Annotated in this window: 12 protein-coding genes and 1 pseudogene; 7 read left to right on the top strand and 6 right to left on the bottom strand. The window is 72.5% G+C overall.

Annotated features, from left to right (window positions below; translation table 11 throughout):
* Positions 1 to 378: 378 nt before the first annotated feature.
* Entirely contained in the window at positions 379 to 906 is a 528-nt protein-coding gene (locus ABD419_RS22330) for a glutathione peroxidase (RefSeq protein WP_344491429.1), read from the bottom strand.
* A 244-nt stretch (positions 907 to 1,150) separates the two neighbouring features.
* Positions 1,151 to 2,119, bottom strand: coding sequence for a hypothetical protein (locus ABD419_RS22325; RefSeq protein WP_344491426.1), 969 nt, complete (start codon positions 2,117 to 2,119; stop codon positions 1,151 to 1,153).
* A gap of 222 nt (positions 2,120 to 2,341) precedes the next feature.
* Here ABD419_RS22325 and ABD419_RS22320 point away from each other — a divergent pair, with 222 nt between their 5' ends.
* The 5 genes from ABD419_RS22320 (at position 2,342) to ABD419_RS22300 (ending at position 8,124) form a co-directional block, all read left to right on the top strand.
* Complete coding sequence (locus ABD419_RS22320) at positions 2,342 to 3,361, top strand: LacI family DNA-binding transcriptional regulator (protein ID WP_344491423.1); 1,020 nt, start codon at positions 2,342 to 2,344, stop codon at positions 3,359 to 3,361.
* Between the two features lie 62 nt (positions 3,362 to 3,423).
* Positions 3,424 to 5,019, top strand: a complete 1,596-nt coding sequence (locus ABD419_RS22315) for an FAD-dependent oxidoreductase (protein WP_344491563.1) — start codon at positions 3,424 to 3,426, stop codon at positions 5,017 to 5,019.
* 45 nt (positions 5,020 to 5,064) lie between these two features.
* Positions 5,065 to 6,333 carry an ABC transporter substrate-binding protein gene (locus ABD419_RS22310; protein ID WP_344491420.1) on the top strand — a complete coding sequence of 423 codons (1,269 nt, stop codon included), beginning with the start codon at positions 5,065 to 5,067 and terminating at the stop codon, positions 6,331 to 6,333.
* The gene (locus ABD419_RS22305; RefSeq protein ID WP_344491417.1) at positions 6,330 to 7,277 is read left to right on the top strand and encodes a carbohydrate ABC transporter permease; all 948 of its coding nucleotides are present in this window, start codon (positions 6,330 to 6,332) and stop codon (positions 7,275 to 7,277) included. Before ABD419_RS22310 ends, ABD419_RS22305 begins: the two co-directional genes overlap by 4 nt.
* Complete coding sequence (locus ABD419_RS22300; RefSeq protein WP_344491414.1) at positions 7,267 to 8,124, top strand: carbohydrate ABC transporter permease; 858 nt, start codon at positions 7,267 to 7,269, stop codon at positions 8,122 to 8,124. Before ABD419_RS22305 ends, ABD419_RS22300 begins: the two co-directional genes overlap by 11 nt.
* A gap of 45 nt (positions 8,125 to 8,169) precedes the next feature.
* Here the strand turns inward: ABD419_RS22300 and ABD419_RS22295 are convergent, their stop codons facing one another.
* Entirely contained in the window at positions 8,170 to 8,421 is a 252-nt protein-coding gene (locus ABD419_RS22295) for a hypothetical protein (protein ID WP_344491411.1), read from the bottom strand.
* A 117-nt stretch (positions 8,422 to 8,538) separates the two neighbouring features.
* On the opposite strand from ABD419_RS22295, the gene ABD419_RS22290 reads away from it, so the two are divergent.
* Entirely contained in the window at positions 8,539 to 10,095 is a 1,557-nt protein-coding gene (locus tag ABD419_RS22290; RefSeq protein ID WP_344491408.1) for a phytoene desaturase family protein, read from the top strand.
* 52 nt (positions 10,096 to 10,147) lie between these two features.
* Positions 10,148 to 10,438: pseudogene (locus ABD419_RS22285) on the top strand (DNA alkylation repair protein); the annotation flags it as partial.
* Between the two features lie 3 nt (positions 10,439 to 10,441).
* On the opposite strand, the gene ABD419_RS22280 reads toward ABD419_RS22285, so the two are convergent.
* The 3 genes from ABD419_RS22280 to ABD419_RS22270 all read right to left on the bottom strand — a co-directional run.
* On the bottom strand, positions 10,442 to 11,818 hold the full coding sequence (locus tag ABD419_RS22280; protein WP_344491405.1) for an NADP-dependent succinic semialdehyde dehydrogenase: 1,377 nt from the start codon (positions 11,816 to 11,818) through the stop codon (positions 10,442 to 10,444).
* 106 nt (positions 11,819 to 11,924) lie between these two features.
* Complete coding sequence (locus ABD419_RS22275; RefSeq protein WP_344491402.1) at positions 11,925 to 12,329, bottom strand: DUF7144 family membrane protein; 405 nt, start codon at positions 12,327 to 12,329, stop codon at positions 11,925 to 11,927.
* A gap of 80 nt (positions 12,330 to 12,409) precedes the next feature.
* Positions 12,410 to 13,362 (bottom strand): acetate--CoA ligase family protein (locus ABD419_RS22270; RefSeq protein WP_344491398.1); only part of this gene is annotated, 953 nt, incomplete at its 5' end.

Here is a 13,362-nt window from a genome sequence, read left to right as displayed (position 1 = left end):
GGTCGAACGAGCGGATCGGTGAGCGGCACGAGGAACGGTGCGCCCGGCCTGCGGCCGGGACGGACCGGCGCTTCGACAGGCCGTCCTGCGGCTTTGGTCGGCGAGACCGGCGCTGACCCGTGTCGCATCGGTGGCGCCCGGCCGGGCTCGGTAGTGCTCGGCCCGGCTCGGCGGCGGGCCGCAAACCGGTGCGGCCGGTGCGGCCGACACCGTTGACGGCTCGCCGCATTGCAGGAGTCCGTTCCCGAGCGGGCCGGAGCCGGTTGCTGCGACCGCCGACGGAATCGTGCCGGACCCTGTTCTGCCCTGAGCAGAACAGGGTCCGGCACTGCAGGCCGGTGCGGCGGTTCCCGAACTTCGGTGCGGCGGCTCCTGAATTCAGGCGGTGCGGGCGAGTTCGGCTTCGATGGCCTTGCGGAGGGCCGGGTCGTCGGGGGTGACCGTGGGGGCGAAGCGGGCGACTACCTCGCCGTTGCGGCCGAGGAGGAACTTCTCGAAGTTCCAGAGGATCTCGGGGTCGTCGGCGGTCTCGGCCTCGGGCTTGCCGTCGATCTTGGGGCGGCGCTGCACGAGCCCGGTGTAGAGCGGGTGCCGGGTCTCGCCCGCGACGCTGATCTTCGCCATGAGCGGGAAGGTCACCGCGTAGTTGACCGAGCAGAACTCGGCGATCTCCTCGTCGGTGCCGGGCTCCTGCCCCATGAAGTCGTTCGCCGGGAAGCCGACGACCGTGAAGCCCTGCTCCCGGTACTCCTCGTACGCCTGCTGGAGACCCTCGTACTGCGGGGTCAGCCCGCACTTCGACGCGGTGTTGACGACCAGCACGACCTGCCCGAGGTACTCGGCCAGCGTCGCCTCCCCGCCGTCGTTCCGGTTGAATCCGATCGCGGTCAGCGCCTGGTCGCTCATGCGGTCCCTCTCCTCGGTCCGTTTCCTCCGGCAAACCTACCCGCGAGACTCGGCCGATCAGGCCGGGACCGCTGTCGTACCCGCGAGGCAGGGTTAAGACCGGGGGCCCATCGATGTCCGATTTGCCAGGACCCTCCGCTCACGTTTCGCCCTTGCGCGCACGCAGGCGCACGCACGCGAAGGACCTCGCGTCGCTTCGACCGGCGGCCCCGCCCCTGTTCCGGGCGGGGCCGCTCTTCCCGCGTCAAGCGCGGGCGATGGCGATGTTCGTGTTGGAACGGGCGCCGGCCTCGTAGAACATGTACATGCGGCCGTTCTCCTCGGCGAAGCTCGGTGCGGCGGCGCGGGTGGCGACGGGGTCGGTGTAGAGGACGCCGAGGTGCTCCTCGCGGTCGAAACTCGTGCCGACGCGGGCGACGCGGATGCTGCCGTCGCCGCCGTGGAAGACGACGTGGCCGCCGCCGTTCTGCGACCAGTAGTGCGCCCCCGAGACCTGCCCGCCCTCGCCGGCGGCGGGCGAGATGAGGGGCTGCTGCTTGAACTGCCAACCAGAGGTCAGCGAGTGCGACCAGCCGATGAAGATCTTCCGGGTCCCGGCCTGGTTCCCCATGAACAGCATGATGTTGACCCCCGACTGCGTCGGGTGCGGGAACACCCGCGCGTACGACGCCTCGGTGACGTTCGAGGGGAGCATCGAGGTGTGGAGGACGGTGCCGCCGTAGGTGAAGCTGCGCCCGTCGGTGGAGGTGGCGACGCGCGTGGTGCGGTTGTCGCCGTGGAAGTACAGGTACATCTTCCCGTCGGCCCAGTGCGCGTGCGGACTGGACACGTGCGGCACCGTCGGGTAGTGCGGCGACCAGGTGTTGGAGATGATGGGGTTGGCCGAGTACTCCTTCCACGGCCCCGCGAGGGAGTCGGCGTAGGCGAGGCAGATCCCGCCCGGGTCGTCGTGGGGCGCGTAGTACATGTACCAGGCGCCCAAGGGGTTCTGCACCCGTCCGGCCACGTGCCGGATCGAGGGGAAGATGATCTCGCGCCGGGCCGGCGCGTAGCTGAGGGTGCTCCTGTCCATCGCCGCGCCGAGGCGGGTGAAGGTCGGGAAGCCGGCGGGGACGGCGGCCGCGGGGGCGGCGCCGAGGGCCGCGGTGGCGCCGAGGGCGGCCGCGCCCAGCAGCAGGCCGCGGCGGCCGAAGGGTCGTCGTTCGGGGTCCATGACGCTCTCCTGTCCGGCCCGCGCGGTCGCCGCCGTGCTCCGGTGCGCGGCGGTGCAGAGGCACCGCGGTGGGCCTTTGGAGGAGAAGTGTCCGTTCCGGGGTGAGCGGCCGTCAAGATGATAATACGGATTATCATCTTGACGGCCCGAAAATCGACGTGCAACATGATCACACGCACCAGTGGTTATACGCATTATGAGCCCGTCGAGAAAGGCCCCTCCGTGACCGGACCCCGCCGCCGCGTGACGCAGCGCGACATCGCCCGCATCAGCGGCGTCAGCCAGGCCACCGTCTCCCTGGTGCTCAACAACCGCCTCGACGGCGGCGTCAGGATCGCCCCCGAGACGCAGCAGCGCGTCCTCGACGCCATCCGCGAGACCGGCTACGTCGCCGACCCGGTCGCCCGGCGCCTCGCCGACCAGTACAACCGCATCATCGGCGTGTTCACCTACGAGCCCGTCTTCCCCTCGGGCGCAAGGGACTTCTTCCACCCGTTCCTCCTCGGACTCGAGGAGCAGGCCGAACGGCTCGGCTGCGATCTGCTCCTGCTCACCAGCGCGCCCGTGGACGGGGGCCGGCGGCGCATGTTCGCCGACGGCAGCCGCATCCGCCTCGCCGACGGCTGCGTCGTGCTCGGCCGTGAGGTCGACCGCGGGGACCTGGAACGCCTTGTCGCCGAGGGCATCCCGTTCGTGTCCGTGGGCCGCCGCGACGACGCCGGCGGGCCGGTGCCGTATGTGGGCGCCGACTACCCGGCCGCCACCGCCGCGCTCGTCGAGCGCGCGGCCCGCCTGGGGCACCGGCGGATCGCGTACGTCGGGAGCGGCGAAGGGCCGGAGTCCTATGCGGACCGCCTGCGCGGGTTCCGCGCCGCCGCGGCCGACGCGGGCGTCGAGTACGGCCGGATCGCGGCCGCGGCGGCGGCGCCGCTCGACGCGGCCGTCGCCGAAGGCGTGACCGCGCTGTTCCTGGAGGAGCCCGCCGACGCCCCGGCCGTCACCGCCTGGGCGAGCGGGCGCGGGCTCGGCGTCCCCGCGGACCTCTCCCTCGTCGCCCTGGGCGACCCGACCCGGCCGGTGTCGATGGACCTCGACGTCGCCGGCTTCACCATCCCCCGCCGCGAGATGGGCCGCCAGGCCCTCGACGTGTTCTTCGCGCTCATCGAGGGCGCGGCGACCGACACGCAGCGGCTGCTCCCGTGCGAACTGCACGACGGCGCGACCCTGGGGCCCGTCCAGTGATTCCCCCCGGAACGCGGACCGGCCCCGACACCCACCGGAAGGAACCGATCTTGAAGCAGGAACTGCAAGCCGACATCCTCGTCGTGGGCGGCGGACTCGGCGGCGTCGCCGCCGCGCTGGCCGCGCTGCGCGCCGGGAGGCGCGTCGTCCTCACCGAGGAGTACGACTGGATCGGCGGCCAGCTCACCAGCCAGGCCGTCCCGCCCGACGAGTCGTCCTGGGTGGAGCAGTTCGGCGTCACCGCCTCCTACCGGCGGCTACGCGAGGGGATCAGGGAGTACTACCGGCGCCACTACCCGCTCACCGAGGCCGCCCGCGCCAAGCGGGACCTGAACCCGGGCGGCGGGCACGTCAGCCGCCTGTGCCACGAGCCGCGCGTGGCCGTGGCGGTCCTGGAGTCGATGCTCGCGCCCTACCTCGGGTCGGGGACGTTGCGGCTCCTCCAGCCGTACCGGCCGGTCGCGGCCGACGTGGACGGCGACCGGGTCGAGGCCGTCACCCTCGCGCACCGCGACACCGGCGAGCGGATCACCGTGGGCGCGCCGTACGTGCTCGACGCGACCGAGACCGGAGAGCTGCTGCCGCTCACCGGGACCGAGTACACCACCGGGTTCGAGTCCGCGAAGGACACCGGCGAGCCGAGCGCGCCCGACGAGGCGCAGCCGGACAACATGCAGGCCGTCTCGGTGTGCTTCGCGATCGACCACGTCGACGGCGACCACACGATCGACAAGCCCGCCGACTACGACTTCTGGCGGGGGTTCCGCACCGACTTCTGGGGCGGGAACCTCCTCGGCTTCCGGGCCCCGAACCCGCGCACGCTGGAGGCAGCGGAGCGGACCTTCGAGCCCAACCCCGACGACGACCCGCTCGCGGTCGTCGGCGACCAGCGCCGCGGCGGCGGCGACATGAACCTGTGGACGTTCCGCCGCATCGCCGCCCGCCGCAATTTCACGCCGGGCGCGTACGCCAGCGACATCACCCTCGTCAACTGGCCGATGATCGACTACTTCCTCGCGCCGGTGATCGACAACCCGGACGCCGCACTGCATCTGGAGAAGGCGCGCGGCCTGTCCCGCAGCGTCCTGTACTGGCTCCAGACGGAGGCGCCGCGCGCCGACGGCGGCGCCGGCTGGCCGGGGCTGCGCCTGCGCGGCGACGTCACGGGCTCGACCGACGGCCTCGCCCAGGCCCCCTACCACCGCGAGTCGCGGCGCATCAAGGCCGAGTACACGGTGGTCGAGCAGGACCTCTCGGCGGCGGTGCGCGGCGACAAGGGCGCGGTGTCCTACCACGACAGCGTGGGGATCGGCATGTACCGCATCGACCTCCACCCCTCCACCGGGGGCGACAACTACATCGACGTCGCCTCCTGCCCGTTCGAGATTCCGCTCGGCGCACTCCTGCCGGTGCGGGTCGACAACCTCCTCCCCGCCGGGAAGAACCTCGGCACCACCCACATCACCAACGGCTGCTACCGGCTCCACCCCGTGGAGTGGAACATCGGCGAGGCCGCCGGGGCCCTCGCGGCCTTCAGCTTCGAGCGCAACCTGCCGCCGCGCGCGGTCGGGGACGACCCGGCGCTCCTCGCCGAGTTCCAGGACCGCCTGACCGCCGAAGGCTTCGAACTGCGCTGGCCCGACGTCGCCGCCTACTGACAACGCGCCCTTGACAATGCCGTCAACCGAAAGGAACGACCCCTGATGAAGCACGCACGGATACTGCTGGCCGCCGCGGGGGCCGCCCCGCTGGCCCTGGCCGCCTGCGGCGGCGGAAGCGACGACGGGCCGGTGACGCTGCGCATGACCACGTGGTCGGCCAGCGAGGACCACCTCGCGATGCTGAACGAGATCGCCGACGCCTACATCGCCGACCACCCCGACGTGGAGGCGATCGAGTTCGACCCGCTCCCGTTCGAGGGCTACACGAGCACGCTGACCACGCAGATCGCGGGCGACAACGCACCCGACCTGGCGTGGATCCTGGAGAGCGCCGCCCCGGACTTCGTCTCCAGCGGCGCGCTCGCGCCGCTGAGCGAGACGCTGTCGGAGGCCGAGGGGTACGAGTACGACGACCTCGTGCCGGCCGCGACCGAACTGTGGCGCGAGGACGACGAGCTGTACGCGTACCCGTTCTCGACCTCGCCGTTCGGCGTGTTCGTCAACAACGACCTCCTCGCCGAGGCCGGGCAGCCCACCGCGGCCGAACTCATCGCCTCAGGCGAGTGGACCTGGGAGCGCGTGGTCGCCGCGGGCGCGGCCGTCCACGCCGCGACCGGCACCGACGGCCTGGTCATCCGCGACTTCGACTACTCCGGCTGGGACAACCTCTCCACCCTGTGGACCGGCTGGGGCGCGCGGGCGTGGAGCGAGGACGGCACCGAGTGCGGGTTCGACGACCCGGAGATGGTCGAGGCGCTCTCGTTCATGCACGACGCGGTGTTCGCGCAGGAGGCCATGCCCGGCCCCGGCACCACCGCCGACTTCTTCGCGGGCGAGGCGGCCATGACGGTCACCCAGATCTCCCGCGCCGGGCTCCTCGCGGAGGCGCCCTTCGGGTGGGACCTCGTGCCGCTCCCGGCCGGGCCCGCCGGCGAGTACTCCGTGATCGGGCAGGCCGGGCTCGGCGTCCTCACCGTCGCCCCGCACCCGGAGGAGGCCGCGGACTTCCTGGCGTACATGACGAACCCGGAGAACTCCGCGAAACTCGCCCAGTACTTCCCGCCGCCGCGCGAGTCGCAGCTGACCGCCGAGGTCCTCGGCCAGGCCAACCCGCTGCTGACGCCCGAGCAGCTCCAGACCGTCGTCATCGACCGCATCGACGCGGGCGTCGTCAAGCCCGGCCACACCGGCCAGGCCCAGCTCGACCAGGCCGTGCGGGCCGCGCTCGACCCGCTGTGGACCGCCGACGCCGACGTCGCGGGCGTCCTCGGCGAGCTGTGCACCGCCATCGACCCGCTGCTGGCGCAATGACGGCGACGAAAGCCGACACCGCCGTCCCCGGCCGGGCGCAGTCCCGGCCGGGGCGGCCCGGGTGGTGGACGGCCCGGCGCCGCGACCACCTCGCCGGATTCCTGTTCGTCGCCCCGCAGCTCGCCGGCACGGCCCTGTTCGTGCTGCTCCCGCTGGGCCTGATGTTCTGGTACAGCTTCCACGACTGGAACGTCCTCGCCGGGGGCTTCACGTGGACCGGCTCGGAGAACTACGAGCGCCTCGCGCAGGACCCGGCGCTGCCCGGCGTCCTCGGCACGACCGCCGCGTTCTCGATCGGCCTCGTCGCGCTCAACCTGAGCCTCGCGCTGGTGCTGGCGGTCCTGCTCAACCAGAAGCTGGCCGGCACGGTCGTCTTCCGCACGATCTTCTTCTCCCCCGTCGCGGTCACCTTGGTGGCGTGGACGATCGTGTGGCGGTTCCTCCTCCAGGACGACGGCGGCGTCAACGGCCTCCTGTCCGTCGTCGGCGTCGACGGCCCGAACTGGCTGCGCGGCGAGACCACTGCGATGATCGCGGTCGTCGTCGTCCAGGTCCTCAAGAACGTGGGGCTCAACATGGTCCTGTTCCTCGCGGCGCTCCAAGGCGTGCCGAAGGAGCTGTACGAGGCGTCCACCATCGACGGCGCGGGCGCGTGGACCCGGTTCCGGCGCATCACGATGCCGATGATCAGCCCGACGATCCTGCTCACCTCGATCATCACCGTCGTCGGCTCGCTGCAGGTGTTCGCCCAGATCGACGTGCTGACCAGCGGCGGGCCCGGCACCTCGACCACCGTCCTCGTCTACTACCTGTACCAGAACGCCTTCCAGTTCCACGACTTCGGCTACGGCGCGACGCTCTCGGTCCTGCTGTTCGCGATCGTCCTGGTGCTCACCGTGATCCAGTGGCAGATGCGCAGAAAGTGGGTCTTCCATGAAGACTGAGCGCCTCACCACCGCGCGCTCGCGGCGCGCGAAGCTGACCCTCTACGGGCTGCTGTGCGTCCTCGCCGTCCCGTTCATGTTCCCCACCTGGTGGATGGTCACCTCGAGCCTGAAGTCCGCCAACGAGATCTTCGCGTTCCCGCCCACGTTCCTGCCGACCGACCCGTCGTTCAGCGCGTACGGGCGCGTCTTCGAGTTCGCGCCGTTCGCCGAGCAGTACTTCAACAGCATGTACATCGCCGCGGCCGTCACCGTGGGGACGCTCGCGGTGTCCTCCCTGGCCGGGTACGCGTTCGCGCGCATCCGCTTCCCCGGGCACAACCTGCTGTTCCTGGTGGTCCTCGTCGGCCTGCTCATCCCGAGCGAGGTCACCATCGTGCCGCTGTTCCAGCTGTTCAACGGGTGGGGCATGGTCGACACGCACTGGCCGCTGCTGCTCGTCCCGGTCTTCGGCGCCCCGAGCGTCCTCGCGACGCTCATCATGCGGCAGTTCTTCATCGCGCTGCCCGCCGAGGTCGAGGAGGCGGGGCGCATGGACGGTCTCGGCCGCTTCGGGCTGTACTGGCGGATCGCGCTCCCGCTGTCGCGCCCGGCCCTGGGCGCGGTCGCGATCTTCTCGTTCCTGCACAGCTGGAACCTGTACCTGGAGCCGGTCGTGTTCCTGTCCACACCGGAGAAGTTCACGCTCCCGCAGGCGCTCACGCAGTTCACCGATGCGTACGGCGGTCCCATGTGGGACGTGCAGCTGTCGGCGGCGACCCTGTCGGCGCTGCCGGTGCTCATCGTCTTCGTCGTGGCGCAGCGGCAGTTCGTCGAGGGCCTGGCGCACACCGGCCTCAAAGGATGAAGCGGTGCCCCCGGCCCGGAGGCCGGGGGCACCGCTCACGTCGTTCTAGATGCCGTGCTGGCCGCGGAAGTCGTCGACGGCGCCCTGCGCGCCGTCCTGGGCGTCCTGCACGTAGTCGCCCGCGTCCTGCGCCCCCGCGACCGCGTCGCCGGCCTGCCCGGAGGCGTCGCCCACGTACTCTTCGTAGGCCGCGCCGGCCTCGCCGGTAGCGTCGCCGGCCATCTCGCCGGCCTGCCCCTTGGCCTCCTCGACGGCGCCCGTCACCATGTCCTTCAGCTCATTGAACTTGTCCAGCAAACCCATAGTGTTTACCCCCTCTTGCTCGGTACGTCCCACTATAGGGGGATGCGCTGCATAGACAAAGTTTCCTGAACGTCTGCACAGCAAACACTTCCGGTCGTGTTAGGAAGGTGCATGCCTGATCACACCTCGTACGACGCCGTCATCGTCGGCGGCGGCCACAACGGCCTCGTCGCCGCCGCCTACCTCGCCCGCGCCGGCAGGCGCGTCCTGGTGCTGGAGCGGCTGGGCCGCACCGGGGGCGCCGCGATCTCCGCACCCGCGTTCCCCGGCGTCGACGCCCGGCTCTCGCGCTACTCCTACCTGGTCAGCCTGCTGCCGCGGAAGATCGTCGCCGACCTCGGCCTGCGGTTCCAGGTGCGCAAGCGCGACGTCTCCTCGTACACCCCCGCCGAGCGCGGCGGCCGGGCGACCGGCCTGCTCGTCACCCGCGACCGGGCCCGCAACCGCGAGTCCTTCGCCCGGCTCACCGGCTCCGACGCCGAATACGAAGCGTGGCAGGCGTTCTACGGCACCGCGGCCGCCGTGGCCGCACGGGTCTTCCCCACGCTCACCGAACCGCTGCCGACCGCCGCGGAGCTCCGCCGGCGCGTCGGCGACGACCAAGCGTGGCGGATGTTCTTCGAAGCGCCCCTAGGGGAGGCGATCGAGGCGGGGTTCCGGGACGACCTCGTCCGCGGCGTGGTCCTCACCGACGCCCTCATCGGCACCTTCACCCACGCCTGGGCCGAGGACCTGCGGCAGAACCGCACCTTCCTGTATCACGTCATCGGCGGCGGCACCGGCGACTGGGACGTGCCCGTCGGCGGCATGGGCGCCTTCACCGACGAGCTCGCGGCCGCCGCGCGGGCCGCCGGCGCGGAGATCCTGACCGGGCACGAGGTCACCGGGATCGACACCGACGGCGCGCGGGCCGAGGTCGCGTTCGCGGCGGAGGGCGGACCCGGCGCCGTCGCGGCCCGGCACGTGCTGGTCAACGCCTCCCCCGAGGCGCTGGCGGGCCTGCTCGGCGCGCCGGCCCCTGATCCGGCCGAGGGCGCGCAGCTCAAGGTCAACATGCTGCTCACGCGCCTGCCGCGGCTGCGCGACACCGGGGTCGACCCGCGGGAGGCGTTCGCGGGGACGTTCCACGTCTCCGAGACGTACGGGCAGCTCGAGGCGGCGTACGCCGAGGCGGCCGCGGGGCGGCTGCCCTCGCGCCCGCCCTCGGAGATCTACTGCCACTCGCTGTCGGACCCGTCGATCCTCGGGGCGGACCTGGTGCGCCAGGGCTACCAGACGCTGACGCTGTTCGGGCTGCACGCGCCCGCGCGGCTGTTCCGCGGCGCCGGCGAGCGGGAGGCGAAGGCGGCGCTCCTGGAGGCCACGATCGGGCAGCTCGACGCGTACCTGGACGAGCCGCTCGCCGACTGCCTCGCGACGGACGGGGACGGCGAGCCGTGCATCGAGGCGAAGACCCCGCTCGACCTGGAGCGGGACCTGCGGCTGCCGGGCGGGAACATCTTCCACCGGGACCTGTCGTGGCCGTACCGGACCGAGGAGGCCGCCGGACGCTGGGGCGTGGAGACCGCGCACGCGAACGTGCTGCTCTGCGGGGCCGGCGCGGCGCGCGGCGGCGGGGTCAGCGGCATCCCCGGGCACAACGCGGCCATGGCCGTCCTGGGGTTCTAGGATCGGGGGATGGACACCACGACCGCCGAGGTCATGGCGGAGCTGGCCGCGCTCGTGGGCGCTGACGACCGAGCGCGTCGCGAAGCGGCCGGCGGGCCTGGACCTGCCGGGGCTGCTCGACGTGATCGAGGCGGAGATGAAGGACGCCCCGGACCGGTTGCAGTGGGCGATGAACCACTGCCTGGCGCAGATCGGGATCGACCGCCCGGAGCTGCGGGCGCGGGCGATCGCGATCGGCGAGCGGCTGGAGGTCCTCAAGGACTACCCGACGTCGCCGGGGTGCACGTCGCCGTACGCGCCGGTCTGGATCGAGGAGCTGGTGCGGCGCAAGGAGAGCGCTTGACCGTCACGCCTTCCAGACGGTCTTGAGGTTGGTGAACTCGCGGATGCCCGCGGCGGCGAGCTCGCGGCCGTAGCCGGAGTCCTTGACGCCGCCGAACGGGAGCTCGGGGAAGGAGACGGTCATGCCGTTGACGAAGACCGCGCCGGCGTCGAGGCGGCGGATGAACCAGTCCTGCTCGTCGGCGTCGTTCGTCCACACCGAGCTGGAGAGGCCGAACGTGGTCTGGTTGGCGATGCGGGCCGCGTCGTCGGCGTCCTGGGCGCGGTAGAGCGTGGCGACGGGGCCGAAGGCCTCTTCGCGGACGATGCGGGCGTCGTCGCCGAGGCCGGCGAGGACGGTCGGGGTGTAGTACCAGCCGGGCCGGTCGGGGGCGCCGCCGCCGGCGAGGACCTCGGCGCCCTTGGCGACCGCGTCGTCGACGAGCTCGGCGAGCTCGTCGCGCCCGGCCTCGGTGGCGAGGGGGCCGACCTCGGTGGCGGGGTCGAGGGGGTCGCCGACGACGAGGGCGGCGACGGCCTCGGCGAAGCGGGCGGCGAACTCGTCGTAGACGTCGGTGTGGACGATGAACCGCTTGGCGGCGATGCAGGACTGGCCGTTGTTGACGGTGCGGGCCTTGACCGCGGTCGCGACGGCGGCGTCGAGGTCGGCGGAGGGGAGCACGACGAAGGGGTCGGAGCCGCCGAGTTCGAGGACGGTCTTCTTGATCTGGGCGCCGGCGGCGGCCGCGACGGCGCGCCCGGCGGGCTCGGAGCCGGTGAGGGTCACCGCGTGCACGCGCTCGTCCTCGATGACGGCGTTGACGGCGCCGGAGCCGATGAGGAGGGCCTGGAACGCGCCGGGCGGGAAGCCGCCGCGTTCGAAGAGCGTGTCGAGGTAGAGGGCGGTCTGGGGGACGTTGGAGGCGTGCTTGAGCAGGCCGGTGTTCCCGGCGGCCAGCGCGGGGGCGGCGAAGCGGAGGGCCTGCCAGACCGGGAAGTTCCAGGGCATGACGGCGAGGACGGTGCCGAGGGGCTCGTACCGGGTCCAGGCGCGGGAGGCGCCGACGGCGGCGGGGTCGCCGAGGGGCTCGTCGGCGAGGAACGCCTCGGCGTGGTCGGCGTAGAAGCGGAGTCCCTTGGCGCTCTTGCGGATCTCGGCCTCGGCTTGGGCGATGGGCTTGCCCATCTCGACGACGAGGAGGCGCGCGGTGGTGGCGATCTCGGCGTCGAGGAGGTCGGCGGTGCGCCGGAGCCAGGCCGCGCGGTCGGCGAAGGTGGTGGCCTTGAGGGTCTCGAAGCCGCTGCGGGCGAGGGCGATCCGTCGCTCCACCTCCTCGGGGCCGTGCGGTTCGAACTCGTGCTCGGTCGCTCCGGTGGCGGGGTTGATCGTCGCGATCGCCATGGCTGGTCCAATCCTTCGCGTGGCAGCGGGCCGTTACATACCGGCTGGTCGGTCAGTACCATCCTAGGCGACCGGCCCGGCGCCCGGGATCGCCGGGGACGACGGGTCAGGACGGCGCGTTGACCTCGGCGAGGACCACCGCCAGCGCCCAGATCACGAACACGTTGAACGCGATGATGAGCAGGGCCCACAGCGGGTAGTACGGCAGGAAGAAGAACTGGTTCAGGGCCGACACCGCGGCGAGGCCGATGCCGACGCCGTACGCCCAGGACCGCCCCATGAGGACGAACATGCCGGTGAGGGCGAGGAGCGCGCCGAGCACGATGTGGATCCAGCCCCAGGCGGCGGTGTCGATGGCGAAGGTGTAGTCGCCGACGGTGGCGAAGAGCGCGTCGTTCGCGACCGCCGCGATGCCCTCGAAGAGCTGGAACAGGCCCACGGTGATCATCAGCGCGCCGGCGGCCACCGCGCCTGCGGTGGCCCAGGCGAGCCTGCCGTCGTCTTCGGACATCTCGGCTCCTCGTGTTCGCGGGTTTGCTCCTGTGTACCCCCGCCCGCCGCCGGCGGGGGCGAAACCGGCGAATCGGGGGGTCAGGCGGCGGCGCGGGTGAGGCGGAGCTTGACGTCGACGGCCTGGACGCCGTAGCGGAGCGGCATGACGGGGTTGAGTTCGAGTTCGGCGATCTCGGGGAGGTCCTCGGCGAGGCGGCCGAGCCGGACGAGGAGGTCGGTGAGGGCGTCGAGGTCGACGGGGCGGGTGCCGCGGTACTCGGTGAGGCGGTCGCCCGAGCGCAGGGACCGCCACATGGACTCGGCGTCGGCGGCGGTGAGCGGGAGGAGTCGGTACTGGCGGTCCTCGGGCGCGCCGAGGACGACGAGGGAGCCGAAGAGCGGGTCGTGGACGATCCCGGCGGCGAGTTCGATGCCGGCGTCGAGCACGGGCTGGACGACGACGGATGCCTGCTCGTCGCCTTCGATGCGGGCGGCGACGTCGGCGAAGGCGGTGCGGACCTCGTGGGCGTCGCTGAGTCCGAGGTGGACGCTGCCTTCGGCGGCGCCGCGGACCAGGTCGGGGTCCTCGGCCTTGACGGCCACGGGGTAGCCGACGGCGCGGGCCGCGGCGACGGCCTCGCCTTTGGAGACGACGTGGAGGGCCTCGATGAGCTGGATGTCGTAGCAGGCGAGGATCGCGGCGGCGTCGGCGGCGGTCTGCCAGCCGTCCCCGGCGGGCAGGAGCCGGTCGACGATGGCGCGGGCGCGGTCGCGGTGGACGCCGGGCAGTTCGGGGCGGCTCCCGAGGGGGCGGGCGCGCCAGGCGGCGTAGTCGGCGGCGCGGCCGAGGGCGGCGACTGCGGGTTCGGGGAACGCGAAGACGGGCGGCCGGCCGGCGCCGAGCGGGTGCGGCGGTTCGGGGTGGCCCATGGCGACGACGGCCGAGGGGAGGTGGGGGAAGGCGTCGAGCGCGTCGGCGAGGACGGTGAGGCGGTCGTCGGCGTCGTCGCCGGCCTCGAGGACGGCGACGAGGGCGTCGACCTCGCCGGAGG

The organism is Glycomyces endophyticus (genome assembly GCF_039531525.1).
In the GTDB taxonomy this organism is placed as follows: Bacteria; Actinomycetota; Actinomycetes; order Mycobacteriales; family Micromonosporaceae; genus Glycomyces; species Glycomyces endophyticus.
The sequence above is the reverse complement of the archived record's forward strand: the minus strand, read 5'-3'. Positions and strand labels throughout refer to the sequence as shown.

Bases quoted from the DNA above. Each gene is read 5' to 3' on its own strand.
- ABD419_RS22305 (WP_344491417.1), top strand. From the start codon at position 6,330: ATGACGGCGACGAAAGCCGACACCGCCGTCCCCGGCCGGGCGCAGTCC.
- ABD419_RS22310 (WP_344491420.1), top strand. From the start codon at position 5,065: ATGAAGCACGCACGGATACTGCTGGCCGCCGCGGGGGCCGCCCCGCTG.
- ABD419_RS22325 (WP_344491426.1), bottom strand. From the start codon at position 2,119: ATGGACCCCGAACGACGACCCTTCGGCCGCCGCGGCCTGCTGCTGGGC.
- ABD419_RS22275 (WP_344491402.1), bottom strand. From the start codon at position 12,329: ATGTCCGAAGACGACGGCAGGCTCGCCTGGGCCACCGCAGGCGCGGTG.
- ABD419_RS22330 (WP_344491429.1), bottom strand. From the start codon at position 906: ATGAGCGACCAGGCGCTGACCGCGATCGGATTCAACCGGAACGACGGC.
- ABD419_RS22290 (WP_344491408.1), top strand. From the start codon at position 8,539: ATGCCTGATCACACCTCGTACGACGCCGTCATCGTCGGCGGCGGCCAC.
- ABD419_RS22280 (WP_344491405.1), bottom strand. From the start codon at position 11,818: ATGGCGATCGCGACGATCAACCCCGCCACCGGAGCGACCGAGCACGAG.
- ABD419_RS22300 (WP_344491414.1), top strand. From the start codon at position 7,267: ATGAAGACTGAGCGCCTCACCACCGCGCGCTCGCGGCGCGCGAAGCTG.